Below are 24003 nucleotides of genomic sequence, written 5' to 3'. Positions count from 1 at the left end.
AACGTGCCAATGCTCCGCGTTGGCATGCAGTTCTGGACGCTCTGCGTCCGATCCTGAATGTGCGGTGCGGCGCAGCTTTGCGACGCGGAGCGTCACCCAGGGCATTCCCACGCTGGAGCGTGAGCAACGATAAGCGTCTGGAAGAACACTATCGTGCCATGCTCCGCGGTTCAGCGCATCACAGCATCAACGGCGCACGCTCGCACAGTCTGTTCAGCTCTTTCGCCCAGTTGGGATCGTCGTTCAGGCAAGGGATCAGAATCAGTTCCTCTCCCCCCGCTTCCTTGAATTGTTCGGCACCGCGGTCGCCGATCTCTTCCAGGGTCTCGATGCAGTCGGCCACGAATGCCGGGCACATGACCAACAGCTTTTTAACCCCTTGCGCAGCCAGTTCCTCGAGGTGTGCCTCGGTGTAGGGTTCGATCCATTTGGCACGCCCCAGTCGGGACTGAAACGACACCGACCATTTACCCTCGGGTATGCCCATGCGCTTGGCGAACGCAGCAGCCGATTGCAGGCACTGGGCGCGATAGCAGGTGGCAAGCACTTCGGCGGGCGCTGTCATGCAGCAGTCGTCCTTGAGGCAGTGTTTGCCGGTGGGGTCCAGCTTGTGCAGATGCCGCTCCGGCAAGCCGTGGAAACTCAGCAACAAGTGGTCGTAAGGTTGCTCCAGATGCGGGCGGACGCTTTCCACCAATGCGCTCAGGTACTCGGGCTGATCGTAGAACGGCTGCAAAACGGAGAATTGCATCTTCAACGATTTGGCGCGCACCACGCGCTTGGCCTCTTCAATGACGGTGGTTACCGTGCTGTCGGCAAATTGCGGATACAGCGGTGCCAAGGTGACTTTCTTAAAACCCTGTTCTGACAGTCGCGTCAATACGGTCTCAATGGACGGCTCGCCATAGCGCATCGCCAGTTCGACCGGGCCGTGCGACCACTCGTTTTTCATCGCCTGCTGCAGGCGCTTGCTCAGCACCACCAGTGGCGAACCCTCATCCCACCAGATGGACGCATAGGCATGCGCGGACTGCTCTGGCCGCTTGATCAGAATCAGCGAGACCAGCAGCCTGCGCACCGGCCACGGCAAGTCGATCACATAGGGATCCATCAGAAACTGGTTCAGGTAGCTGCGCACGTCTGCCACTTGAGTAGAAGCAGGCGAACCCAGATTGACCAGCAACAAAGCGTGATCGGTCATGCAACATCCTATTTCAAAGCGTTCAGTGGCGACCCAGCAAATCCTGCAGGGCAGTGTCGAGTTCGGTGTACTTGAATATGAAACCAGCTTCCTGCAAGCGCTCCGGCCGCGCACGCTGGCCGCCGAGCAGCAATACCGAAAGCTCACCCAGCAATACTTTCAGGGCCAGCGCAGGCATAGGCATGAACGCGGGTCGATGCAGAATACCTGCCAGTGCCTTGGCAAACTGACGATTGCGCACCGGCGATGGCGCGCAAACATTATAGGGACCCTTTGCTTCATTCAGATTCAACAGAAAATCAATCGCAGCGATTTGATCCTCGATGTGAACCCAGGGCATCCACTGCCTGCCGTTACCGATAGGCCCGCCCATGCCGAATTTGAAAGGCGGCAACAAGCGCTGCAGGAAACCCGCGCGGTCCGACAGCACCAGCCCTGTACGGATCAGCACCACACGCACGCCCAGCGACTCGGCACGTTGCGCGGTTTCTTCCCAGGCGTTGCACAGCTGGCTGGCAAAATCCTCCTTGGCAGGCAGTGAGGTTTCATCTATTTCGCGCTCGCCACTGTCGCCGTACCACCCCACCGCAGAGCCGGAAATCATCAGCGCAGGTCGTTGTGAACGGGTGCCCAGCCAGGTCAGCAGTTGCTCGGTCAGGCCGATGCGGCTCTCCCACAACAGCAGGCGACGCTTGCGGGTCCAGGGACGATCCGCGATAGGCGCACCGGCCAGATTGACGATGGCGTCCACCGCCTGCGCACCCAGCTCGTCAAGGCTGGCGATACCTCGCACCGAAGGGCCGCACAGCTCGGCAACGTCGGCGGGCGTTCGGCTCCATACCGTCAGTTCATGACCTTGAGCAGACCAGAACCGGCAGAGCGCTCGTCCTATCAAACCAGTACCACCGGTCAGCAATATGTGCATGGCAGATAACCTCGCGTGGCGTAAGTGACAATTGAGTAGTCTTATTTTTACCAGTGGCGCTTTCCGCGACGCTTATCCGGAAAACGAAACTGTCAGCTGAACCTTAGGCCACAGTTGAATGGAGCGCAGCCCGGCGGCCCTTGCCCTGATGGCTGAACCGTTCGACCCTGCAAGTTGCAATGTGACTCAACAGGCAAATTCCAAAACCACTGCAAGTTATACCAAACAAGAAGATTGTACAGGTTTTAACTACGGCGTAGTCTGTACAGACAAGGTAACGAGGCCCCTATGACTGTCCCTATCGCAATCATCGGTACCGGTATCGCCGGACTTTCAGCCGCTCAGGCGCTTACATCCGCCGGGCATCAGGTGCACCTTTTCGACAAGAGCCGTGGCAGCGGCGGTCGGATGTCCAGCAAGCGCAGCGATGCAGGTTCGCTGGACATGGGCGCACAATATTTCACCGCTCGCGACCGACGCTTCGCCACCGCCGTGAAGCAATGGCAGGCCCAAGGGCATGTCGCCGAGTGGACGCCATTGCTCTACAACTTTCACGGCGGCAGGCTCAGCCCGTCACCGGATGAGCAAGTGCGCTGGGTGGGCAAGCCCGGCATGAGCGCCATCACACGAGCCATGCGTGGCGACTTGCCGGTGTCGTTCTCCTGCCGGATCACCGAGGTGTTTCGCGGCGAGCAGCACTGGAACCTGCTCGATGCCGAAGGCGGCAGCCACGGCCCTTTCAGCCATGTGATCATCGCCACCCCTGCCCCGCAGGCTACAGCCCTGCTGGCTGCTGCGCCGAAACTGGCAAGCGTGGTGGCAGGCGTGACGATGGACCCGACCTGGGCAGTGGCCCTGGCTTTCGAAACCCCGCTGCAAACGCCCATGCAAGGTTGCTTCGTGCAGGACAGCCCGCTTGACTGGCTGGCCCGCAACCGCAGCAAACCCGAGCGCAACGACACGCTCGATACCTGGGTTCTGCACGCCACCAGCCAGTGGAGCAGGCAAAACCTCGACGCCTCCAGAGAGCAGGTTATCGAACACTTGCACGGCGCGTTCGCAGAGTTGATCGATTGTGCCATGCCCGCGCCTGTGTTCAGCCTTGCACACCGCTGGCTGTATGCACGGCCTGCCGGCTCTCATGAATGGGGCGCACTGTCGGATGCCGATCTGGGTATTTATGTGTGCGGTGACTGGTGCCTGTCAGGGCGCGTGGAAGGCGCATGGCTGAGTGGCCAGGAAGCAGCGCGCCGACTGCTCGAGCACCTGCAATGAATCAGATCAATCCCCGCAAGCTGCTGCTGTCAAAATGGACAGCAGCCACCCCGCTGAACCGGGAAAAACACTTTCTGGTGACCGAACTGTTCAAGGACGAAGAAGGCACCGTACTGGAAGTCGAGTTGCAAGCTGTGCTGACCCAACGCAGCCAGCGACTGCCATGGCAGGTGCTGCAACAGGCGGATACGTGGCGAATGGGCTGGAAGTAACCGGTTTCTGATTCTTGCGGTGCGCCACCACAGTCACACGAATCAGTGGCTGACAGACGTGCAAAATCCTCTACAAAGAATTTGACTTGTACAGCTACGCCCCTATGATGAAGACAAGTTGTACAGCATGATCTATCTGTACAAGTCTTCTGTAGAGGTGACTGATGCCAACGTGCGCAACCGAAAAACCCAAGCTTGGCATCAGTGCGTGCCTGATGGGCGCCGAGGTTCGTTTCAATGGCGGCCACAAGGAGTCTCATCTGTGTACCCAAGCACTGAGCAAGTACTTCGACTTTGTTCAGGCGTGCCCTGAAGTGGCTATCGGCATGGGCATCCCGCGTGAGCCGATCAGGTTGGTGGGCGATGCAGAAAACCCCAAGGCGCTGGGCACAGTCAATCGCGAGCTGGACGTCACCGAGGCCCTGGCGGACTACGGCGTACAGATGGCCGAAGAGCTGGGTGATATCTGTGGTTACATTTTCATGCAGAAATCCCCGTCCTGTGGCCTGGAGCGGGTCAAGGTCTACCGCGAGAACGGTGCCCCGGTAGATGGCGGCGGTCGCGGAATCTACGCTCAGGCGTTTTGTGAACGTCACCCCAACCTTCCGGTCGAGGAAGACGGTCGGCTGAACGACGCCGTACTGCGGGAAAATTTCGTCACCCGCGTATTTGCCTATGCCGCCTGGCAACAGTTGCTCAAAGAAGGCGTCACCCGGCGTGCGCTGACCGAATTCCACTCGCGTTACAAATACCAGCTAATGGCCAACGACCCGGTGCAATACAAGGCACTGGGCAAAATGCTTGGCAGCATGGGCCGCACCGATCCCAATGAAATCGCACCGCTGTATTTCAGCGAGCTCATGGCTGCACTGAAAAAGTGTGCGACTCGCCGTACTCATACCAACGTCCTGCAGCACCTGTGCGGTTATTTGAAACAGACGATCGGTGCTGAGGACAAGCAGGAAATCCAGGAAGTGATCAGCCAGTACCATCAAGGCATCGTGCCCTTGATCGTACCGCTGACCCTGCTCAAACATCACTTTCGCCAACATCCGGATCCGTACGTGGCGCTGCAGGTATACATGCAGCCCCATCCGGAAAACCTCAGCCTGCGCAATGCGATTTGACTCATGAATGAAACAGACACAGAGGTGCCGGGCGACTGGCTGCCTATCCGCGAGGTCGCACGGCAGACAGGCGTCAACGCCGTTACCTTGCGTGCCTGGGAGCGCCGTTACGGACTGATCGTCCCGCACCGCACCGCCAAGGGCCATCGACTGTATTCGGACGAGCATGTGCAGCGCGTCATGAAGATCCTGACCTGGCTCAACCGCGGCGTGTCCGTCAGCCATGTCAAGGGCCTGATCGACGACAACCGCCAGGACGCCCTGCCCCCGACCAACGACTGGGACGCGCTGCGCCAGACCCTGCTGGTGGCAATCGGCGAGTTGGCCGAACGCCGTGTCGATGACGTGTTCAATCAGGCGATGTCGCTTTATCCGCCGCGCACACTGTGTGAACAGCTTCTGTTGCCACTGCTGGCCGAACTGGAGCAGCGCTGGCAAGGCAAGTTCGGCGCGCAGCTGGAGCGTACGTTTTTCTATTCGTGGCTGCGCAGCAAGTTCGGCGCACGGATTTACCACAACAACCGTCAGCTCAGTGGCAGCCCGTTGCTGCTGGTCAATCAGTCGGATCTGCCGCTCGAACCGCACCTGTGGCTCGCGGCCTGGCTGGTGAGCAGCGCCGACTGCCCGGTCGAGGTGTTCGACTGGCCGCTGCCTGTGGGTGAGCTGGCGCTTGCCGCGGAATACCTGAAGCCACGCGGCATATTGCTCTACTCCAGCAAAGCGCTGAACGTAGCCCAGTTACCCCGCTTGCTGGCCAATATAACCTGCCCTGTCGTGCTGGGCGGACCAACGGTGCAGATCCATAACGCCGAGCTGCTCGTACAGGCAAACGAGATAGCTGGATTGACCCTTGCCCACGACGCACTCAGCGCTCAGATCGAGCTGGGCAAGCTCGGACTTATCTAAGGACTTCTCATGCAACTGATCTGGCTGCGTAGCGACCTGCGCGTTCACGACAATACTGCCCTGACCGCTGCCATGGAGCGCGGTCCGACGCTGGCGGTCTACCTGCTCAGTCCTGCGCAGTGGCGCAGCCACGACGATGCCGACTGCAAAGTGGACTTCTGGCTGCGCAATCTGGTCGAGCTGGAAAAGGCGCTGGCCACGTTCAACGTGCCGCTGCTGATCCGCGAGGCGGACACCTGGGATCAGGCGCCTGAAGTGCTGGCAAAACTGTGCACACAGTTCAAGGTCGATGGCCTGCACCTCAATCAGGAATATGGCATCAATGAAACCCGTCGCGACCAGGCCGTGCAGAAGGCAATGGAAAAAGCCGGTGTGCACTTCAACAGTTACCTTGATCAGCTGTTATTCAAGCCCAGCAGTATCCTGACCAAGACCGGCAACTATTTTCAGGTGTTCACCCAGTTCAAGAAAGTCTGCTACAGCCGTCTGCACGAGGCCATGCCGCACCCGGGGCGCGCACCGCAGACGCAGCAACCCCTGTCGATCAAGAGCGATTCGATCCCTGACCAAGTCAAGGGTTTTGCTACGCCGTCGCAAACGTTACGCAACCTGTGGCCGGCAGGCGAGGCAGAAGCCAGGCGGCGCATGGACACCTTCGCCGACGAGCAGATCAGCTATTACAAGACTGAGCGCGATTTCCCGGCCAAACCCGGCACCAGCCAGTTGTCCGCCTATCTGGCGGCAGGGGTGATTTCACCGCGCCAGTGTCTGCACGCAGCTCTGGCCAGTAATCAAGGGGAGTTCGAAAGTGGTGACGTCGGCACGGTGACCTGGATCAACGAACTATTGTGGCGAGAGTTCTATAAACACACCCTGGTAGGCTACCCTCGTGTATCGCGTCATCGTGCCTTTCGCCCGGAAACCGAGGCATTGAAGTGGCGCGATGCCCCCGAAGAACTGCTGGCGTGGCAAGAGGCGCGTACCGGCCTGCCGATCATTGACGCAGCGATGCGCCAGTTGCTGGAAACCGGATGGATGCACAATCGGCTAAGGATGGTCGTTGCGATGTTCCTCACCAAAAACCTGCTGATCGACTGGCGCGAGGGCGAGCGCTTCTTCATGCGCCACCTGATCGACGGCGATCTGGCGGCCAACAATGGCGGCTGGCAGTGGAGTTCGTCCACGGGCACCGACTCGGCACCCTACTTCCGTATTTTCAATCCGTTGTCTCAGTCGGAGCGGTTCGACCCCGAGGGCGTGTTCATCAAGCGCTGGTTGCCGGAACTGGCCGATCTCAATAAAAAGCAGATTCATGACCCCGCCTCGATCGGCGACCTGTTTGGCGCTGCCGACTACCCGAAACCCATCGTCGATCTGAGCAAGAGCCGAGCGCGTGCCCTGGCAGCGTTCAGGGCGCTTCCGGCTCGCCAGCCCGCTGCGGGAGTCGAACATGGCTGATTTCCTGCATCGCTTCGCCGAAGGTTTTGCCGCGCTGAACAAGGACAACCTTGATCGGGTCGCCGAGCTGTACAGCGATGACGTGTCGTTCAGCGACCCGATGCACGACATCCGCGGCCTCGCGGCCATGCGGCGCTATTTCGCCGAGTTGTACGCCAACGTCCAGGATCTGCAGTTCGATTTCCATGCCTTCGATGAAGTGCGCCCCGGTGAGGGCTATCTGGTCTGGACCATGAGTTATTCGCATCCGCGCCTGGCCGCAGGCAAAACAATCAGGGTCGAAGGCTGTTCGCACCTGAAATGGCACGACAAGGTTTATCGACACAGGGACTACTTCGACGCCGGTGCATTGCTCTACGAACATCTGCCCATCATGGGTCGAGTCATCCATTGGCTGAAGAAGAGGTTGGGATGAGCACTCCTGTTGCACGACGCATCTGGTTGACCGGAGCAAGCAGCGGCATTGGTCTGGCGCTGGCAAAAGAGCTGCTCAACGCCGGACACCGGCTGGCACTGACCGCCCGTACGCTTGAGCCATTGCAGGACCTGGCGAACGTTTATCCCACGCAGGTGCTGCTGGTGACCGGTGATATCACCGACCCCGAGCAAGTGAAAGCGATTGCCGACGATATCGCCCGGCAATGGGGAGCCCTGGACACCGCCATCTTCAACGCGGGCACGTGCGAATACATCGATGCCCGGCAGTTTGAAGCGGCCATGGTCGAACGCGTAGTGCGCACCAACCTGCTGGCCAGCAGTTACTGCATCGAGCACGCGCTACCGCTGTTACGCAAAGGGCATCAGCCGCATCTGGTCGGAGTGGCCAGTGCGGTGACCTACCTGGCTTTGCCGCGCGCAGAAGCCTACGGCGCGTCGAAGGCCGGCCTGCGTTATCTGCTCGAAGCGCTGCGTCTGGACCTGGCCAGCGAAAACATCGACGTCACAGTGGTCAGCCCCGGGTTCGTCGACACACCGCTGACACAAAAAAATGATTTCCCGATGCCGATGCGCTGGCCTGTCGAAAAGGCAGCCAAACACATCGCCAGCAAACTGGGGCGCAACAAACGTCCGCTGGATATCGCCTTTCCGGCGTTGTTCATATTCAGCATGAGCTTACTGGCCCTGCTTCCGGCACGCGCCAGGCTTGCACTCGGCAAACGCATGGCGCGGACCGAGTCGTCGAATAAGGATGCGCAATGAAAATCGCCGTCATCGGCAGCGGGATTGCCGGCCTGACCAGCGCTTACCTGCTTGACCGCGCGCATGAGGTGACCGTTTTCGAGTCCTCCGACTGGATCGGCGGGCATACCCATACGGTCGACGTGCAGGTCGAAGGCCGAACCTATGCCATTGACACCGGTTTCATTGTCTTTAACGACTGGACCTACCCCAACTTCATTCGCCTGCTCAGTCAGTTGGGTGTCGGCTTCAAGCCGGCCGAAATGAGCTTTTCGGTGCATGATCCGCGCACTGGCGTGGAATATAACGGCAACAACCTCAACAGCCTGTTCGCCCAGCGCAGCAATCTGCTTTCACCCAGGTTCTGGGGCATGCTGCGCGATATCCTGCGTTTCAATCGTCAGTCGGTCGATGATCTGGAAAACCAGCGCATCGCGGCAGACACGACGCTGGGCGAGTACCTGAAGAGCGGCGGCTATGGCCAGCGTTTCATCGACCATTACATCGTGCCCATGGGCGCGGCGATCTGGTCGATGTCACTGGCGGACATGCTCGGCTTTCCGTTGCAGTTCTTCGTGCGCTTTTTCAAGAATCACGGCCTGCTCTCGGTCACTCATCGGCCGCAATGGTGCGTCATCGAGGGTGGTTCGAGAAGTTATGTCGAACCGTTGACGGCTTCGTTCCGAGAGCGGATTCGCCTGTCCTGCCCCGTCACGCGGGTGGAACGCGACAGCGACGGCGTAACGCTGCACAGCAGGCTGGGCACCGAACGCTTCGACAAGGTGGTGTTTGCCTGCCACAGCGACCAGGCCTTGGCGCTGCTGGCCGAGCCATCCAGTGCCGAGCGCTCGATTCTCGGGGCCCTGCGCTATGCCGAGAACGATGTAGTGCTGCACACCGATACGCGACTGCTGCCCCAGCGCAAACTGGCCTGGGCAAGCTGGAACTACCGTCTGGGCGGCAGTGAACAGCAGTCGGCAGCCGTTACTTACGACATGAACATCCTGCAAGGGATCGAGAGCGACACAACGTTCTGTGTCAGCCTCAATCAGACCGCCGCCATCGACCCGGCAAAAATCCTCGGTCGCTACCGTTACGCGCATCCGCAATACAGCCTTGATGCGATCGCCGCACAGGCACGCTGGGAGGAAATCAACGGCGTCGATCACACCTGGTACTGCGGCGCCTACTGGGCCAACGGTTTCCACGAAGACGGCGTCGTCAGCGGCTTGCGCGTGGCTCAGGCCTTTGGTGAAACCCTGTGAACAGCGCGCTCTACAGCGGCTGGATCAGCCACCGGCGATTTTCGCCGCGCGCCCATGCGTTCACCTATCGAATAGGCTTGCTCTATCTGGACCTGGATGAGCAGGAGCACGTACTGGGGCTCTCTCCGCTGGCAGGCAAAGGACGTTTTGCGCCTTTCTCGTTTCGCGAGTGTGACTACCTGCCAGAGCTGACCGGGCAAGGAATGACGCTGATAGAGGCGGTCCGCGAACGGGTTGGCAAAGCATTGGGCCGTACGCCATCGGGGCGTGTCTGCCTGCTGACCCAGGCACGCAGTTGGGGTTTGTCGTTCAACCCGGTGAGTTTTTTCTACTGTCATGAGGCAGACGGCCCCCTGGCCGGCATTCTGTGTGAAGTCACCAACACGCCCTGGGGCGAGCGCTACAGCTATGTGCTGCCTGCCACGGGTGAAGGGCATCAGTATTTTGCGGTGGCCAAGGCCTTTCACGTGTCGCCGTTCCTGCCACGAGACCTTGAATACCGTATGAGCTTCAGCCAGCCCGCCGAGCGGATCGGTGTACACATGGCTGACTGGCAAGGCGAACTGAAAATGTTCGACGCAACCCTCAATCTGACCCGCCAGAACCTTAGCCGCCAGACGCTGCATCGTTACCTGATGGCTTATCCGTGGATGACCGCTAAAACCTGTCTGGCGATTTACTGGCAGGCGATGCGCCTGCTGCTCAAACGCATACCTATTTTTTCTCATCAGGCCGCCGACGGCGAGTACCGTGCTGCCGCCGCGCAAACCAAGGACTCACGCCATGAAAAGCAGTAGCAGCAGTTTTTCTGCCAATCTGGGCACCAATGGTCTGACGGCCAATATCCTGCGCCGCGGTGTACTGCGACAGCTCGCGGGTCTGCGCAATGGCCAGTTGGTGGTTATCGACGGCGGCGAGCGCCATGTGTTTGGCAAGACCGGTGCGCTGATTCATGCAGAGATTCATATTCTGCATTCCGCCGCCTGGGGCATGGTTGCCAGCAACGGCTCCATCGGCGCTGGCGAGGCGTTTATCCACGGCTACTGGACCACGCCTGACCTTACCGCGGTGGTGCGGGTCTTTGTCAGCAATCTGGATGTGCTGGATGCAATGGAAGGCGGCATGGCTCGCCTGACCCGCCCGTTGATTCACGCCCTGCACTGGCTGAATCGCAATACGCGCGAAGGCTCGCAGAAAAACATCGCTGCCCACTACGACCTTGGCAACAGGCTGTTCGAGCAGTTTCTCGACCCGACGATGATGTACTCCGCTGCACAGTTTCTCAGCGAGGACGACACGCTGGAACAGGCACAGTTGAACAAGCTGGAGCGCATCTGCCAGAAGCTGGCCCTGAAACCTGACGATCACCTGCTGGAAATCGGCACCGGCTGGGGCAGCATGGCTATTTATGCGGCGCAGCACTACGGCTGCCGGGTGACCACCACCACGCTGTCCAGAGAACAGTTCGCCTACACCGAGCAACGCCTGATCGAGCTGGGCTTGCAGGATCGCGTCACGCTGTTGCTGACCGACTACCGGGACCTGACCGGTGAATACGACAAGCTGGTGTCCATCGAGATGATCGAAGCGGTCGGCCATCGTTTTCTGCCGACTTACTTCAAGCAATGCGCGAACCTGCTCAAAAGTAACGGGATGATGCTGCTGCAGGCGATCACTATCCGCGAGCAGCGTTATGCCCAGGCCAAACGCAATGTGGATTTCATCCAGCGTTACATTTTCCCTGGCGGCGCTCTACCGTCAGTGGCGAAAATGCTCGACATCGTCGGCAGCGATACCGACATGAACCTCCTGCACATGGAAGATTTCGGCCTGCATTACGCGCGCACGCTGCGCGTGTGGCACGACAACTTCAAACAGGCCCACGGCAAACTGGCCGAACTGGGTTATGACGACCATTTCCTGCGGCTGTGGGAGTTCTATCTGTGCTACTGCGAAGGCGGCTTTCTGGAGCGGACCATCGGTACCGCCCAGTTATTGCTCGCCAAGCCCGATGCCCTGCGCGAACCGTTGCTTGGGCGCTTCAATGCTTAAATCGATCGCCAACGCAGTGCTGTTCCAGATCGGCTGGTTCGCCTGCGTACTGGGCGGCAACAGTTATTGGCTGCTGATTGCCGTTGCCGTGCTGGCCGTGCATTTCCTGTGGATCAGCTCATGGGCCGCAGAAGGTCGGCTGATTCTGACGGTCACGTTGATCGGCATTGTGCTGGACAGCGCCTTGATGACCCTCGGCGTTTTTGACTTTGGCAGCGACGGCTACCTGTTGCCTCTGTGGCTGGCGCTACTGTGGGCAGTGCTGGGCACTACGCTCAATCATTGCCTGGCGTGGACGGCAAAGCCGCTATGGCGTGCAGCCCTGCTGGGGGCTATTGGCGGCCCGATGTCGTACTATGCCGGCTCGCAACTGGCTCAGGTTCACCTCCCCCTCGGAGTGTGGCCAGGTATGGTGCTGCTGGGGGTGGTCTGGGCAGGTGTATTTCCCCTGCTTCAATGGCTGGCAACCCGGGCAGCCAGACACTCGGGAGAAACGCTCTGAACGCCACACTCATTCCGGTCGCAGAGATTCACAGCGAAACGGAAGTCACCTGCTCCACCTGCGCAGCCTGCTGTTGCCAACTGGAAGTGATGCTCATCACCGATACGGGCGTGCCTGAGCGCTACATTGATACCGACGAGTGGGGTGGCGAGGTCATGCTGCGTCTGGATGACGGCTGGTGCGCCGCACTGGATCGCAACACCATGATGTGCACGATCTACGAAAAACGACCGTTGATCTGTCGTGAATTCGAAGCCGGTGCGGAAGACTGCCTGAACGAACGCAAAGGGATTGCGACGGCTTATCTCTGATCAGTGTTGCCTGGCTCATGACTATCGTCCCCACGCTCCGCGTGGGAATGCAGTTCCGGACGCTCCGCGTCGTGGGCATGCGCGGCAGCACAGGTTTTCAACGAGGCGCGTCAGGAACAGCGTGCCAATGCAGGGCATTGGCACAATAGCCAACTTGATGTATCAGAACGGCATCTTGTAATGCAATGCGTAGCTTTCTATACCGTCGTTCGGCTCTTTGATGCCGGCGTTGGAATAGTGTGTCGCGCGAATACCGACTTCATGCCCGCCCGCGAAACGCAGACCAAAGCCGATACGGTCTTCGAAGTTGAAAGCAGACCCGAACTTGCGGTCTTCGACCTGGGTGTTCGAGAACACCGAGACGCCGATACCGGCTTCTACGTAGGGCTTGACATTGCCGTTGCCGAATTCGTAGACCAGAACCGGGGAGAACGACAGGCTGTGGTTATCCTTGTAGTCCTTGCCATCCCAGTAGGTGTAAGCGCCATCCCAGTAGCCGGTCAGACGGCCAATGTCGCTTTGCAGCCAGGTTTTATCCCAATCGAACTGCACGCCCAGGCGATAAGTCATGGTCGACTCGCCGGTCTGCCCCACCGAAAACTCAACACCGTCGGCCTGCGCGATTGAAGCTTGCCCTGCCAGAGCGGCCGCAATCACGGCCAGGCAAAAGAGTCTCTTCATGAGAAACGTCCTAAATATATTAAAGTGTACGAAAAGTGTTGGAGTTCATCAGCCGTATTTATAGAAGCTTGCGAGGTGAGGTTAGTTCACCCGAAAAGCACCTTTTTTCACGTTTTTTTTACAAACGGAAGCTTCTCACATTGCCAGGGTTTTGCGACAAAAAAGGTAGGATTTTTCTGAAATTGTCCGGAATGTCACTAGACCAATACACAGTGTCTCGCGCAACGCCATTGGCAAGAAGGCTGGAACGCGACAAAAGACGCTGCAACTGACGCGCTACGGCGGCACCCGTGTCGATCAGCGTGACTGATTCGGGGAGCATTTCCCGCAGCAATGGCTTGAGAAAGGGATAGTGAGTGCAGCCCAGAATGATCGTGTCACAGCATGCAACCAGCAAAGGCTCGAGGTAGCGCCGTAGCAATTGACGGATCTGCGGGCTGAACAGATCGCCGGTTTCGATCAGCTCGACCAGACCGGGGCACGGCTGCGTTATGACCCTGACATCACTGGCAAAGCGGTCCAGCAAGGCAGCAAACCTGGCGCTCTGCAGCGTCCCGGTGGTCGCCAGCACCCCGACGACGCCGCTGCGCGTGGCTTCGGCAGCCGGTTTGACGGCGGGTTCCATGCCCACAATCGGCCAGTCCGGGTAGCGTTGCCGTATATGCGCCACGCCCGCAGCCGTGGCAGTGTTGCAAGCGACGACCAGGGCCTTGGCACCCTGCTCGCGAAAGAAGCCGGCAATCGTCAGGCAACGGTCGATGATGAACTCAGGGGTCTTTTCGCCGTAGGGAATATGCCCGCAATCCGCCAGATACAACAGAGACTCGCTGGGCAACAGCTGACGGATTTCATTGAGTACCGACAGACCCCCAACCCCGGAATCGAAGATTCCGACCGGCGCATCGCTGCCGTAGCTCATATGAATGTCAGGCATGCTCGCCCTGCCCGCTGGCCTGACCGCAGACGCTGCACGCCGGGTCACGTTTGACTTTCAGCTCGCGGAACCGGGTGCTCAAGGCATCGACCAATAACAGCCGGCCAACCATCGGCTCGCCAAAACCGGCCAGCAGCTTCAAGGCTTCCAGCGCCTGCAGGCTGCCGACCAGCCCGACCAGCGGCCCGATGACACCGGCCTCGCTGCAGGTCAGTTCTGCTTCGCTGCCGTGACCGTACAGACAATGGTAACAAGGGCTGTCTGCACGGCGTGGATCGAACACCGATAACTGCCCCTCGAGCCGGATTGCAGCACCGCTGACCAACGGCTTGCGCGCAGCGACACAGGCAGCATTGACTGCTTCACGGGTGGCGAAATTATCCGAACAGTCCAGCACCAGATCGACAGCCTGCACGGCCGCACCCAATGAGTGGGTATCCAGTGCAGCACGATGGGCAACCAGGGTAATGGAGGGGTTGATCGCCTTGAGCCGAGCCACCGCCGAGTCCACCTTGGCCAGCCCGACGCTCTGCGTGTCATGGATAATCTGGCGCTGCAGGTTGGTCAGATCGACGTGATCGAAATCCGCCAGATGCAGCTCCCCGACACCGGCGGCGGCCAGGTACAAGGCCACAGGAGAGCCGAGACCGCCGACGCCGACGATAAGCACACGGCCTTGTTTCAGCCTCAACTGCCCCTCGATATCAACCTGTTGCAACAGAATCTGCCGGCTATAGCGCAGCAGTTCCTGATCACTCAGCACGGCTTGCACCCGAACGTGATCCGCTCGTGCTCGCCCAGGTCGCGGCGGGTCTGGATACGTTCGAAGCCCTGACGAGTCAGCAGCTCACGCACCGCTGCGCCTTGATCGTAGCCATGTTCCAGCAGCAACCAGCCGTCCGGATTAAGGTGGGCAGGCGCTTGTTCGATAATCTGGCGCAAGTCATCCAGACCGTCGGAACCGGCCACCAGTGCGCTGCTCGGCTCGAAGCGCACATCACCGGCCGACAGATGCGGATCGGCATCGGCAATGTACGGCGGATTGCTGATGATCAGATCGAACTGACGCCCTGCCAGGGCGCTGAACCAGTGGCTGTCGAGCACTTCGGCGTTGTCCAGTTGCAGGCGCTGCCGATTGCGTTCGGCCAGCGCAACGGCCTCTGGCACACGGTCAACCGCCGTGACTTGCCATTGCTGACGTTCGTTGGCCAGCGCCAAGGCAATAGCCCCGGTGCCGGTGCCCAGATCCAGAACCCTGGCAGGCGCGAAGGCAGGCACCAGCTCCAGTGCCGCTTCCACCAGCATCTCGGTCTCGGGACGCGGGATCAGAGTGTGCGGCGCAACCTCCAGATCAAGCTTCCAGAAACCTTGCTGGCCGAGAATATAGGCCACTGGCTCGCCCGTGCGTCGGCGCTGCAGGTAATCTGCAAATGCCAGGGCGGCCTCGGTGCTGACAATGCGCTCGGGCCAGGTGTGCAGAAAGCTTCGCGGCTTGCCTAGCGCTGCCGCAAGCAGCAGCTCGATGTCGAGCCGTGCGGTCGGGGAATCGGGAAGCTCGGCGCTTCTTAACAAACTTGCGATGATGGTCATTTACTCACCCAGTGCCGCAAGTTGATCAGCCTGATATTCAGCGAGTAGCGGCTCTATCACTGCATCGACTCCGCCCGCCAGAACTTCATCCAGCGAATACAAAGTCAGGTTCACGCGGTGATCCGTCACTCGCCCTTGAGGGAAATTATACGTACGGATACGCTCGGAACGATCACCCGACCCCACGAGCAGCTTGCGCTCGCTGGCGATGGCATTGGCCGCCGCGCTGGTCTGTTGATCATTCAGTTTGGCAGACAGCCAGGACATTGCCCGGGCCCTGTTCTTGTGCTGCGAGCGCTCTTCCTGACATTCGACGACGATACCCGATGGCAAATGCGTGATGCGGATTGCCGAGTCGGTTTTGTTGACGTGCTGACCACCGGCGCCCGAAGAGCGGTAGGTGTCGACACGCAGGTCGGCCGGGTTGATCTCGATCGCCTGTTGCTCATCGGGCTCCGGCAACACCGCAACCGTACAGGCAGACGTGTGGATGCGGCCCTGCGACTCGGTCTCGGGCACGCGCTGCACACGGTGCGCGCCGGACTCGAATTTCAGCTTGCCGTAGACGCTGTCACCTTCGACACGCGCAATGACTTCCTTGTAGCCGCCATGCTCGCCTTCATTTTCGGACAGGATTTCGACCCGCCAGCCACGCCGCTCGGCGTAACGCGAATACATGCGAAACAGGTCGCCGGAGAAAATCGCAGCCTCATCGCCGCCCGTGCCGGCGCGGATTTCCAGGAAAACGTTACGGCCGTCGTTCGGGTCCTTGGGCAGCAGCATGCGCTGCAATTGCGCTTCAAGCTCGACCAGTTGCTGCCTGGTCTCGCGAACTTCCTCGACGGCCATTTCGCGCATGTCCGGGTCGCTGTCCTTGAGCAGCGCCTGCGCGCCCTCCAGATCGCCCTGCACCCTGATCAACTGTTGATAAAGCGCAACGACCGACTCCACTTCGGCATATTCACGGGAATAGGCGCGAAAGCGTGTCTGATCGCTGATGACCTCGGCGTCGCCAAGCAGCGCGGTCAGTTCCTCGAATCGGTCGCTGAGGACATCCAGCTTATTGAGCAGTGAAGCTTTCATTGCGGGGTTTTATCCGTCGAGCCCTCACCGAGGGCAAAAAGTTCCTGGGCCATGGCCAGCGCATCGACGCGGCCTTCGGCAGACAGCTTCTTGAGCTGTACGCTGGGTGCGTGCAGCAATTTGTTGGTCAGACCACGTGCCAGCTGGATCAGTACATCCTCGGCATTGCTGCCGTTGGCCAGCATACGTTGCGCCTTGCTCAGCTCTTCGTCACGCAGACGTTCGCTTTGCTGACGATAGGCGCGCAACACATCCACCGCCGCCAGTTCGCGCAGCCGCGACATGAAGTCTTCGGCCCCCACGCTGACCAGTTGCTCGGCAGCCAGCGCAGCACCCTGACGACTCTTCAGATTCTCTGCCACTACTTCATGCAGGTCATCAACGCTATAGAGGTAAACGTCGTCCAGTTCGCCGACTTCAGGCTCGATATCCCGCGGTACGGCGATATCGACCATGAAGATCGGTTTGTGCTTGCGCAGTTTCAGCGCGCTTTCCACAGCCCCCTTGCCCAGAATCGGCAACTGGCTGGCGGTGGAGCTGATCACGATATCGCTATTGACCAGTTCGGCCGGAATATCCGACAGCAGCACGGCGTGCGCACCAAACTCGGCGGCGAGCATGCTGGCGCGCTCAAGCGTGCGGTTGGCAACCACGATACGCTTGACGCCCAGGTCATGCAGATGCCGGGCGACCAGAGTAATGGTCTCGCCTGCACCGATCAACAAAGCCTGACTGCGTTGCAGATCGCTGAAAATCTGTTTGGCCAGACTGACCGCAGCAAACGCCACGGACACCGGGTTTTCGCCGATTGCAGTATCGGTGCGCACCTGCTTGGCGGCGCTGAACGTGGCCTGAAACAGCCGACCCAGCAACGGCCCGACCGTACCGGCTTCGCGGGCAACGGCGTACGCGGACTTCATCTGGCCGAGAATCTGCGGCTCGCCGAGCACCAGCGAATCGAGCCCGGAGGCGACGCGCATCATGTGCCGTACGGCGGCATCATCCTCGTGCACGTAAGCACTGGCGCGCAGTTCTTCCAGGCTGAGGTGATGATAATCGGCGAGCCAGGCGAGAATGCTGTCCGCACCGAGATGCTCGTGCTCGATATACAGCTCGCTGCGATTGCAGGTTGAAAGAATCGCAGCTTCACGACTTTCGGTCAGGTGGCAGAGCTGCTGCAACGCCTCGACCAGTTGTTCCGGGGTAAATGCCACACGCTCGCGAACGTCGACCGAGGCGGTCTTATGGTTGATACCGAGTGCAAGGAAGGCCATTCAGGGTCGCAGGTGGTGACGTGAAGCCGGTAATTGTCCTACTTCAATAAGCTCAGAACAACCACCACATATTATTGTCCCACTACAATCGCTCGTCGCAGACTGCGTTTTCAGGCCCGCGACACTGCAAACACACGCATTGCATCAGTTTTTCCGACGGCTGTGGGTTTTGCCGACAGCCTTGTGTCATGATGCTCCCACCGCAGGTAAGCCGCCCTTCTTATATATGAATAGATACTCCGCGTTGTTCCTTGCTCTTGCCTTTCTGGGCGGCTGCCAGTCCGTGGCCCCCGTCTCGTCACAGCCCGTGCCCGCTCAGAAAGACGCCCCTCCCGCGCCTGAAGCCAAGCCGCAGGTCTACGGCTCGTTCACTCAGGACACCCTGGTCAGCCTGTTGAGCGCGGAGCTGGCCGGCCAGCGCAACCGCTTCGATATCGCCCTGGACAACTACGTGACCCAAGCGATCAAGACCCAGGACCCGGGAGTCTCAGAACGCGCCTACCAGATCGCCGAGTACATGGGCGCTGATCAGTCTGCGCTGGACACTGCCCTGATCTGGGCGAGGAACGCGCCGGGCAATCTTGAAGCACAACGAGCCGCAGCCATTCAGTTGGCGCGCGCCGGACGCTACGACGACTCTCTGGTGTATATGGAGAGAGTCCTGCAAGGTCAGGGGGACACGCACTTCGACTTTCTGGCCCTGTCCGCTGCCGAAACCGATCCTGACACCCGCAATGGTCTGCTCAAGAGCTTTGACCGATTGCTGGGCAAATACCCCAATAACAGCCAGCTGATTTTCGGCAAGGCGCTGTTGCTTCAGCAGAATGGTGACGCCGAACAGTCGTTGAAGCTGCTGGAAGACAACCCGCCGAAAGACGGCGAAATCGCCCCTATCCTGCTGCACGCCCGCCTGCTGCAAAGCATGAACCGAGGCAAGGAAGCGGTGCCCCTGCTGGAAAAAAGCATCAAGAAGTACCCGGACGATAAACGCCTGCGCCTGACGTATGCGCGCATGCTTGTCGAGCAAAACCGCATGGAAGACGCCAAGGTGCAGTTTTCCGCTCTTTTGCAGCAGTATCCGGATGACGACGAGCTGCGTTTCTCGCTGGCTCTGGTGTGCCTTGAAGCCAAGGCTTGGGACGAAGCGGCTGGCTATCTGGAAGAACTGATTGCCCGTGGCGCACACGTCGACTCTGCGCATTTGAATCTGGGCCGCATCCACGAAGAGCGCGAGGACCCGCAAAGCGCGCTCAACGAATACGCTCAAGTCGGTCCGGGCCCGGACTTCCTTGCCGCTCAATTGCGCCAGGCCGATATTCTGGTCAGCAATGGCAACGGTGCGGAAGCTGCCAAACGCCTGTCTGAGGCGCGCGCCGAAGAGTCCGACTACGCCATCCAGCTTTACCTGATCGAAGCCGAGGTCCTGACCAGCAACGACCAACTGGATCGCGGCTGGCAGGTGTTGAATCAGGCGCTCAAGCAATACCCGGATGACGCCAACCTGCTCTATACCCGCGCCATGCTGGCGGAAAAACGCAATGATCTGGCGCAGATGGAAAAAGACCTGCGCAGCATCATCAAGCGCGAGCCTGAAAACGCCATGGCGCTGAACGCACTGGGCTATACCCTTTCAGATCGCACCACGCGTTACGCCGAAGCCCGCCAGTTGATCGAGAAAGCTCACCAGATCAGCCCCGACGATCCGGCGGTTCTCGACAGCCTTGGCTGGGTTAACTATCGCCTGGGCAACCTCGATGAGGCCGAGCGTTACCTGCGGCAGGCCCTCGAACGCTTCCCTGATCACGAAGTGGCAGCGCACCTGGGCGAAGTACTCTGGGCCAAGGGCGAACAGCGCGAAGCCAGAAAAGTGTGGGCCAAAGCCCTCGAACAACAACCCGACAGTACCGTCCTGCGCAGCACACTGCGACGCTTGACTGGATCAGAGACCCTTTGACGTTATGTTTTTGCGCCACCTAATCGTATTCAGCTTCATCGCCCTGCTCGCCGGCTGCGCCGGCCTCACCTCCCGCGAAGCCGTACAAGGCAAGGGTGATCCCGCGCAATGGCGCGAACACAAACAGCAACTGAGCAGCCTCGATGGCTGGCAGATCAACGGCAAGGTAGGCATTCGCGCACCGAAAGACTCCGGCAGCGGCACCCTGTTCTGGCTGCAGCGTCAGGGTTACTACGATATCCGCCTGTCCGGCCCGCTCGGCCGCGGTGCCGCCCGACTGACCGGCCGCCCCGGCGCAGTTGTGCTGGAAGTCGCCAATCAGGGTCGCTACGAAGCCACCACGCCGGAATCGCTTCTACAGGATCAACTGGGCTGGAAACTGCCGGTTTCCCACCTGGTATGGTGGGTGCGTGGCTTGCCGGCACCGGACAGCAAAAGCAGCGTGACACTTGACGGCGACAGCCGCCTGGCCAGCCTTGAACAGGATGGCTGGCAAGTGGAGTACCTCAGCTACGTCGAACAGAACGGCTACTGGCTGCCGGAACGCATCAAGCTGCATGGCCAGGACCTCGATGTCACGCTGGTCATCAAGGACTGGCAGCCTCGAAAGCTGGGGCAATGATCATGGGTACGCCACAGCTGGTTTTGCCCGCCCCGGCAAAACTCAACCTGATGTTGCACATCCTGGGGCGCCGCTCTGACGGCTATCACGAACTGCAAACCCTGTTTCAGTTTCTCGATTACGGCGACGAGCTGGGGTTTAGCGTCCGCGAGGACGGCGAGATTCGTCTGCAGACCGAAGTCCCTGGCGTCCCACACGACAGCAACCTGATCGTCAAAGCCGCCCGCGCGCTGCAAAAACAGTCCGGTTGCACACTGGGCATGGACATCTGGCTGGAAAAACGTCTGCCCATGGGCGGCGGCATCGGTGGCGGCAGCTCGGATGCCGCCACCACGCTGCTGGCTTTGAACCACTTGTGGCAGCTTGGCTGGGATGAGGATCGTCTGGCGGCGCTGGGCCTGACGCTGGGTGCCGATGTACCGGTTTTTGTACGCGGACACGCCGCATTTGCTGAGGGCGTCGGAGAAATTCTTACCCCGGTAGACCCGGAAGAACCGTGGTATTTGGTGCTCGTTCCGCAAGTCGCTGTAAGTACAGCAGAAATTTTTTCAGATCCGTTGTTGACACGCGACACGCCGCCCATTAAAGTGCGCCCCGTTCCCAAGGGAAACAGTCGAAATGACTGTAAGGCGGTTGTAGAGAGGCGTTACCCAGAAGTACGTAACGCTTTGAATTTGCTAGGTAATTTTACCGAAGCAAAATTAACCGGAACTGGAAGTTGTGTGTTTGGGGCCTTCCCAAACAAAGCTGAAGCTGATAAAGTCTCGGCCCTTCTTACAGAGACCCTTACGGGGTTCGTAGCGAAAGGAAGTAACATTTCGATGTTGCATCGCAAGCTGCAAATTCTGTAGCAGGAATTGAGTGCCAGGCACTCGATTGATTCAATACAGGGGCGTCGCCAAGCGGTAAGGCAGCAGGTTTTGATCCTGCCATGCGTTGGTTCGAATCCAGCCGCCCCTGCCATTTTCCATACTCATCCAGGTTACCCTCAGCCTCTAGGTACTGCGCGTGTCCAAGATGATGGTCTTTACGGGGAATGCCAACCCCGATCTCGCTCGGCGTGTAGTACGTCAGCTGCATATCCCACTGGGTGATGTTTCTGTCGGAAAATTCTCCGACGGTGAAATCAGCACTGAGATTAATGAAAACGTCCGCGGTAAAGACGTATTTATCATTCAGCCGACCTGCGCACCGACAAATGACAACCTGATGGAACTCGTCGTGATGGCTGATGCCTTCCGTCGCTCCTCAGCGTCCCGAATCACTGCTGTGATTCCCTACTTTGGTTATGCCCGCCAGGATCGCCGTCCGCGCTCCGCACGTGTTGCAATCAGCGCGAAAGTCGTTGCTGACATGCTTACCGTGGTGGGGATCGATCGTGTACTCACGGTTGATCTTCATGCTGACCAGATTCAGGGCTTCTTCGATATTCCGGTAGATAACATCTACGGCTCCCCCGTTCTGGTGGATGACATCGAAGACCAGCGCTTTGAAAACCTGATGATCGTTTCCCCGGATATCGGCGGCGTCGTGCGCGCACGTGCTGTTGCCAAATCCCTGGGCGTCGATCTCGGGATCATCGACAAACGCCGTGAGAAAGCCAATCACTCCGAAGTGATGCACATCATCGGTGATGTCGAAGGGCGTACCTGCATTCTGGTCGACGACATGGTCGACACCGCCGGCACTCTGTGCCACGCGGCCAAGGCCCTGAAAGAGCATGGCGCAGCCAAGGTCTTTGCCTACTGCACACACCCTGTGCTGTCGGGTCGGGCGATCGAAAACATTGAAAATTCCGTGCTGGACGAACTGGTGGTGACCAACACCATCCCGTTGTCCGCAGCAGCACAAGCCTGCAGCCGTATCCGCCAACTGGATATTGCGCCGGTAGTCGCCGAAGCGGTCCGCCGCATCAGCAATGAAGAATCGATCAGCGCGATGTTCCGTTAACTGGCATCACGCAGACGAAAAGCGCCCCGCCCTGACATCCGGTCAGGGCGGGGCTTTTTTGCCCATACCGCCCGAGCGCTGGTCGCAAACGCAACGGCGGATGTGGTTAATTTGGAGATACAACATGAACGAATTTACCCTGAATGCAGAACAGCGTTCCGACCTGGGGAAAGGTGCGAGCCGCCGCCTGCGTCGTCTCGCTAGCCTGGTTCCAGCTGTAGTCTACGGTGGCGACAAAGCCCCCGAGTCCATCAGCATGCTGGCCAAGGAAGTTGCCAAACTGCTCGAAAACGATGCGGCCTACAGCCACATCATCGAGCTGAACGTTGGCGGCAAGAAGCAAAATGTCATCATCAAGGCGCTGCAACGTCACCCGGCCAAAGGCCACGTGATGCACGCTGACTTCGTGCGCGTTATTGCCGGCCAGAAACTGACCGCAATCGTGCCGATCCACTTCCTGAACGAAGAAGCTCCGGTCAAGAAAGGCGGCGAGATCTCGCACACTACCACTGAACTGGAAGTGACCTGCCTGCCTAAAGACCTGCCTGAGTTCATCGAAGTTGATCTGGGCGCGCTGGAAGTTGGCGACAACGTTCACCTGTCCGAGCTGAAAGCACCTAAAGGCGTTGAGTTCGTTGCCTTGGCACACGGTACTGACCTGGCAATCGCCAACGTCCACGCACCGCGCATCGTCAAAGACGAAGCAGAAGAAGGTGAAGAAGGCGCTGCCGAGTAATTCATTTACTTGGTAACGTCGGAGTTGCTCAGGAAACATCGCGAGCGATAGCAGGCAAAGCGGGCGAGATCGCTGAGTTTACATCATGGTAAATGAGCAGTTTTCGCCCACATTGCCGCTGTCGTCAGCGGTTCAACCCTCAACTCCAAAGGAAGAGCCCCTGTCGTGACCGCCATACAACTGATCGTGGGCCTGGGAAATCCAGGCGCCGAATACGAACAGACCCGGCATAACGCAGGGGCTTTTTTTGTCGAGCGTATTGCTGCGGCGCAACGAGTCAACCTCGTTCCCGAGCGCAAATTCTTTGGCCTGACCGGACGCTTTACGCATCAGGGTCAGGATGTTCGTCTGCTGATCCCCACCACCTACATGAACCGCAGCGGCCAAGCCGTAGCGGCACTCGCCGGTTTCTATCGTATTCCGGTCGAATCGATTCTGGTGGCGCATGACGAACTGGACCTGCCTCCGGGCGTTGCCAAACTCAAAGTGGGCGGCGGTCATGGCGGTCATAACGGCCTGCGCGACATCATCGCGCAGCTCGGCAATCAGAACACTTTTCATCGCTTGCGGCTTGGCATAGGCCACCCGGGCGATGCCAGCAAGGTATCCGGCTTTGTCCTGGGTCGAGCGCCACGCGCCGAACAGGAAAAACTGGACGCCAGTATCGACTTTGCCCTCGGCGTGCTGCCGGATATCTTCGCCGGTGAATGGAACCGGGCGATGAAAAACCTGCACAGCCAGAAGGCCTGACATCACTCGAGGGGAA

Annotated in this window: 26 protein-coding genes and 1 tRNA gene; 19 read left to right on the top strand and 8 right to left on the bottom strand. The window is 59.3% G+C overall.

What is annotated here, in order from left to right; all coding sequences use genetic code 11:
* Positions 1–178: 178 nt before the first annotated feature.
* Complete coding sequence (gene hemH / locus MME58_RS04785; RefSeq protein WP_055005674.1) at positions 179–1201, bottom strand: ferrochelatase; 1023 nt, start codon at positions 1199–1201, stop codon at positions 179–181.
* A gap of 22 nt (positions 1202–1223) precedes the next feature.
* Positions 1224–2126 (bottom strand): TIGR01777 family oxidoreductase, encoded by a 903-nt coding sequence (locus tag MME58_RS04780; protein ID WP_054985744.1) that lies wholly within the window; start codon positions 2124–2126, stop codon positions 1224–1226.
* Between the two features lie 288 nt (positions 2127–2414).
* Between MME58_RS04780 and MME58_RS04775 the strand changes: the two genes are divergently transcribed.
* The 12 genes from MME58_RS04775 to MME58_RS04720 all read left to right on the top strand — a co-directional run bounded on the left by MME58_RS04775 (position 2415) and on the right by MME58_RS04720 (position 12413).
* The gene (locus tag MME58_RS04775) at positions 2415–3401 is read left to right on the top strand and encodes an NAD(P)/FAD-dependent oxidoreductase (RefSeq protein WP_054985745.1); all 987 of its coding nucleotides are present in this window, start codon (positions 2415–2417) and stop codon (positions 3399–3401) included.
* Positions 3398–3613 carry a TIGR02450 family Trp-rich protein gene (locus MME58_RS04770; RefSeq protein ID WP_054985746.1) on the top strand — a complete coding sequence of 72 codons (216 nt, stop codon included), beginning with the start codon at positions 3398–3400 and terminating at the stop codon, positions 3611–3613. The genes MME58_RS04775 and MME58_RS04770 overlap by 4 nt, the downstream gene beginning before the upstream one ends.
* A 164-nt stretch (positions 3614–3777) precedes the next feature.
* Entirely contained in the window at positions 3778–4740 is a 963-nt protein-coding gene (locus tag MME58_RS04765) for a YbgA family protein (RefSeq protein ID WP_054985747.1), read from the top strand.
* A 3-nt stretch (positions 4741–4743) separates the two neighbouring features.
* Positions 4744–5646, top strand: a complete 903-nt coding sequence (locus MME58_RS04760; protein WP_054985748.1) for a MerR family transcriptional regulator — start codon at positions 4744–4746, stop codon at positions 5644–5646.
* Between the two features lie 9 nt (positions 5647–5655).
* Entirely contained in the window at positions 5656–7104 is a 1449-nt protein-coding gene (gene phrB / locus MME58_RS04755; RefSeq protein WP_055005675.1) for a deoxyribodipyrimidine photo-lyase, read from the top strand.
* Positions 7097–7519, top strand: a complete 423-nt coding sequence (locus MME58_RS04750) for a nuclear transport factor 2 family protein (protein ID WP_054985750.1) — start codon at positions 7097–7099, stop codon at positions 7517–7519. Before phrB ends, MME58_RS04750 begins: the two co-directional genes overlap by 8 nt.
* Positions 7516–8304: an SDR family NAD(P)-dependent oxidoreductase gene (locus MME58_RS04745; RefSeq protein ID WP_054985751.1), complete on the top strand. Its 789-nt coding sequence runs from the start codon at positions 7516–7518 to the stop codon at positions 8302–8304. The genes MME58_RS04750 and MME58_RS04745 overlap by 4 nt, the downstream gene beginning before the upstream one ends.
* Positions 8301–9548 carry an NAD(P)/FAD-dependent oxidoreductase gene (locus MME58_RS04740; protein ID WP_055005676.1) on the top strand — a complete coding sequence of 416 codons (1248 nt, stop codon included), beginning with the start codon at positions 8301–8303 and terminating at the stop codon, positions 9546–9548. The genes MME58_RS04745 and MME58_RS04740 overlap by 4 nt, the downstream gene beginning before the upstream one ends.
* The gene (locus MME58_RS04735) at positions 9545–10345 is read left to right on the top strand and encodes a DUF1365 domain-containing protein (RefSeq protein WP_055005677.1); all 801 of its coding nucleotides are present in this window, start codon (positions 9545–9547) and stop codon (positions 10343–10345) included. The genes MME58_RS04740 and MME58_RS04735 overlap by 4 nt, the downstream gene beginning before the upstream one ends.
* Positions 10332–11600 carry an SAM-dependent methyltransferase gene (locus MME58_RS04730; RefSeq protein WP_054985754.1) on the top strand — a complete coding sequence of 423 codons (1269 nt, stop codon included), beginning with the start codon at positions 10332–10334 and terminating at the stop codon, positions 11598–11600. The genes MME58_RS04735 and MME58_RS04730 overlap by 14 nt, the downstream gene beginning before the upstream one ends.
* Positions 11593–12102 (top strand): DUF2878 domain-containing protein, encoded by a 510-nt coding sequence (locus MME58_RS04725; protein WP_054985755.1) that lies wholly within the window; start codon positions 11593–11595, stop codon positions 12100–12102. Before MME58_RS04730 ends, MME58_RS04725 begins: the two co-directional genes overlap by 8 nt.
* Positions 12057–12413 carry a YkgJ family cysteine cluster protein gene (locus MME58_RS04720; RefSeq protein ID WP_061447424.1) on the top strand — a complete coding sequence of 119 codons (357 nt, stop codon included), beginning with the start codon at positions 12057–12059 and terminating at the stop codon, positions 12411–12413. The genes MME58_RS04725 and MME58_RS04720 overlap by 46 nt, the downstream gene beginning before the upstream one ends.
* Positions 12414–12575: 162 nt before the next feature.
* On the opposite strand, the gene MME58_RS04715 is transcribed toward MME58_RS04720, so the two are convergent.
* The 6 genes from MME58_RS04715 to hemA form a co-directional block, all read right to left on the bottom strand.
* Positions 12576–13094, bottom strand: a complete 519-nt coding sequence (locus MME58_RS04715) for an acyloxyacyl hydrolase (protein WP_002552154.1) — start codon at positions 13092–13094, stop codon at positions 12576–12578.
* A 118-nt stretch (positions 13095–13212) separates the two neighbouring features.
* Entirely contained in the window at positions 13213–14028 is an 816-nt protein-coding gene (gene murI / locus MME58_RS04710; RefSeq protein ID WP_054985756.1) for a glutamate racemase, read from the bottom strand.
* A complete protein-coding gene (locus MME58_RS04705) occupies positions 14021–14791 on the bottom strand; it encodes a molybdopterin-synthase adenylyltransferase MoeB (RefSeq protein WP_162491448.1) in 771 nt (256 codons plus the stop codon). Before MME58_RS04705 ends, murI begins: the two co-directional genes overlap by 8 nt.
* Positions 14785–15618 (bottom strand): peptide chain release factor N(5)-glutamine methyltransferase, encoded by an 834-nt coding sequence (gene prmC, locus MME58_RS04700; RefSeq protein ID WP_054985758.1) that lies wholly within the window; start codon positions 15616–15618, stop codon positions 14785–14787. Before prmC ends, MME58_RS04705 begins: the two co-directional genes overlap by 7 nt.
* Positions 15619–16701, bottom strand: coding sequence for a peptide chain release factor 1 (prfA, locus tag MME58_RS04695; protein ID WP_054985759.1), 1083 nt, complete (start codon positions 16699–16701; stop codon positions 15619–15621). It abuts the gene before it with no gap.
* Positions 16698–17975 (bottom strand): glutamyl-tRNA reductase, encoded by a 1278-nt coding sequence (hemA, locus tag MME58_RS04690; RefSeq protein ID WP_054985760.1) that lies wholly within the window; start codon positions 17973–17975, stop codon positions 16698–16700. Before hemA ends, prfA begins: the two co-directional genes overlap by 4 nt.
* Positions 17976–18201: 226 nt before the next feature.
* On the opposite strand from hemA, the gene MME58_RS04685 reads away from it, so the two are divergent.
* The 7 genes from MME58_RS04685 (at position 18202) to pth (ending at position 23987) form a co-directional block, all read left to right on the top strand.
* Complete coding sequence (locus MME58_RS04685) at positions 18202–19929, top strand: tetratricopeptide repeat protein (RefSeq protein ID WP_055005679.1); 1728 nt, start codon at positions 18202–18204, stop codon at positions 19927–19929.
* Between the two features lie 4 nt (positions 19930–19933).
* Positions 19934–20551: a lipoprotein insertase outer membrane protein LolB gene (lolB, locus tag MME58_RS04680; protein ID WP_055005680.1), complete on the top strand. Its 618-nt coding sequence runs from the start codon at positions 19934–19936 to the stop codon at positions 20549–20551.
* Between the two features lie 2 nt (positions 20552–20553).
* A complete protein-coding gene (ispE, locus tag MME58_RS04675; protein WP_055005681.1) occupies positions 20554–21402 on the top strand; it encodes a 4-(cytidine 5'-diphospho)-2-C-methyl-D-erythritol kinase in 849 nt (282 codons plus the stop codon).
* 37 nt (positions 21403–21439) lie between these two features.
* Positions 21440–21514, top strand: a tRNA-Gln gene (locus MME58_RS04670).
* A 45-nt stretch (positions 21515–21559) separates the two neighbouring features.
* Positions 21560–22501, top strand: coding sequence for a ribose-phosphate pyrophosphokinase (locus MME58_RS04665; protein ID WP_002552145.1), 942 nt, complete (start codon positions 21560–21562; stop codon positions 22499–22501).
* 124 nt (positions 22502–22625) lie between these two features.
* The gene (locus MME58_RS04660; protein ID WP_054985763.1) at positions 22626–23237 is read left to right on the top strand and encodes a 50S ribosomal protein L25/general stress protein Ctc; all 612 of its coding nucleotides are present in this window, start codon (positions 22626–22628) and stop codon (positions 23235–23237) included.
* Between the two features lie 165 nt (positions 23238–23402).
* On the top strand, positions 23403–23987 hold the full coding sequence (gene pth / locus MME58_RS04655) for an aminoacyl-tRNA hydrolase (protein ID WP_003317127.1): 585 nt from the start codon (positions 23403–23405) through the stop codon (positions 23985–23987).
* The last annotated feature ends 16 nt before the right edge of the window (positions 23988–24003 follow it).

The sequence above is a fragment of the Pseudomonas syringae pv. tagetis genome (assembly GCF_022557255.1).
In the GTDB taxonomy this organism is placed as follows: domain Bacteria; phylum Pseudomonadota; class Gammaproteobacteria; order Pseudomonadales; family Pseudomonadaceae; genus Aquipseudomonas; species Aquipseudomonas caricapapayae.
The sequence above is the reverse complement of the archived record's forward strand: the minus strand, read 5'-3'. Positions and strand labels throughout refer to the sequence as shown.

What these genes read in the sequence shown, in the direction of transcription:
- hemH (WP_055005674.1), bottom strand. Translation starts at nt 1,201, where the DNA reads ATGACCGATCACGCTTTGTTGCTGGTCAATCTGGGTTCGCCTGCTTCT.
- MME58_RS04780 (WP_054985744.1), bottom strand. Translation starts at nt 2,126, where the DNA reads ATGCACATATTGCTGACCGGTGGTACTGGTTTGATAGGACGAGCGCTC.
- MME58_RS04775 (WP_054985745.1), top strand. Translation starts at nt 2,415, where the DNA reads ATGACTGTCCCTATCGCAATCATCGGTACCGGTATCGCCGGACTTTCA.
- MME58_RS04770 (WP_054985746.1), top strand. Translation starts at nt 3,398, where the DNA reads ATGAATCAGATCAATCCCCGCAAGCTGCTGCTGTCAAAATGGACAGCA.
- MME58_RS04765 (WP_054985747.1), top strand. Translation starts at nt 3,778, where the DNA reads ATGCCAACGTGCGCAACCGAAAAACCCAAGCTTGGCATCAGTGCGTGC.
- MME58_RS04760 (WP_054985748.1), top strand. Translation starts at nt 4,744, where the DNA reads ATGAATGAAACAGACACAGAGGTGCCGGGCGACTGGCTGCCTATCCGC.
- phrB (WP_055005675.1), top strand. Translation starts at nt 5,656, where the DNA reads ATGCAACTGATCTGGCTGCGTAGCGACCTGCGCGTTCACGACAATACT.
- MME58_RS04750 (WP_054985750.1), top strand. Translation starts at nt 7,097, where the DNA reads ATGGCTGATTTCCTGCATCGCTTCGCCGAAGGTTTTGCCGCGCTGAAC.
- MME58_RS04745 (WP_054985751.1), top strand. Translation starts at nt 7,516, where the DNA reads ATGAGCACTCCTGTTGCACGACGCATCTGGTTGACCGGAGCAAGCAGC.
- MME58_RS04740 (WP_055005676.1), top strand. Translation starts at nt 8,301, where the DNA reads ATGAAAATCGCCGTCATCGGCAGCGGGATTGCCGGCCTGACCAGCGCT.
- MME58_RS04730 (WP_054985754.1), top strand. Translation starts at nt 10,332, where the DNA reads ATGAAAAGCAGTAGCAGCAGTTTTTCTGCCAATCTGGGCACCAATGGT.
- MME58_RS04725 (WP_054985755.1), top strand. Translation starts at nt 11,593, where the DNA reads ATGCTTAAATCGATCGCCAACGCAGTGCTGTTCCAGATCGGCTGGTTC.
- MME58_RS04720 (WP_061447424.1), top strand. Translation starts at nt 12,057, where the DNA reads ATGGCTGGCAACCCGGGCAGCCAGACACTCGGGAGAAACGCTCTGAAC.
- MME58_RS04715 (WP_002552154.1), bottom strand. Translation starts at nt 13,094, where the DNA reads ATGAAGAGACTCTTTTGCCTGGCCGTGATTGCGGCCGCTCTGGCAGGG.
- murI (WP_054985756.1), bottom strand. Translation starts at nt 14,028, where the DNA reads ATGCCTGACATTCATATGAGCTACGGCAGCGATGCGCCGGTCGGAATC.
- prmC (WP_054985758.1), bottom strand. Translation starts at nt 15,618, where the DNA reads ATGACCATCATCGCAAGTTTGTTAAGAAGCGCCGAGCTTCCCGATTCC.
- prfA (WP_054985759.1), bottom strand. Translation starts at nt 16,701, where the DNA reads ATGAAAGCTTCACTGCTCAATAAGCTGGATGTCCTCAGCGACCGATTC.
- hemA (WP_054985760.1), bottom strand. Translation starts at nt 17,975, where the DNA reads ATGGCCTTCCTTGCACTCGGTATCAACCATAAGACCGCCTCGGTCGAC.
- MME58_RS04685 (WP_055005679.1), top strand. Translation starts at nt 18,202, where the DNA reads ATGAATAGATACTCCGCGTTGTTCCTTGCTCTTGCCTTTCTGGGCGGC.
- lolB (WP_055005680.1), top strand. Translation starts at nt 19,934, where the DNA reads ATGTTTTTGCGCCACCTAATCGTATTCAGCTTCATCGCCCTGCTCGCC.
- ispE (WP_055005681.1), top strand. Translation starts at nt 20,554, where the DNA reads ATGGGTACGCCACAGCTGGTTTTGCCCGCCCCGGCAAAACTCAACCTG.
- MME58_RS04660 (WP_054985763.1), top strand. Translation starts at nt 22,626, where the DNA reads ATGAACGAATTTACCCTGAATGCAGAACAGCGTTCCGACCTGGGGAAA.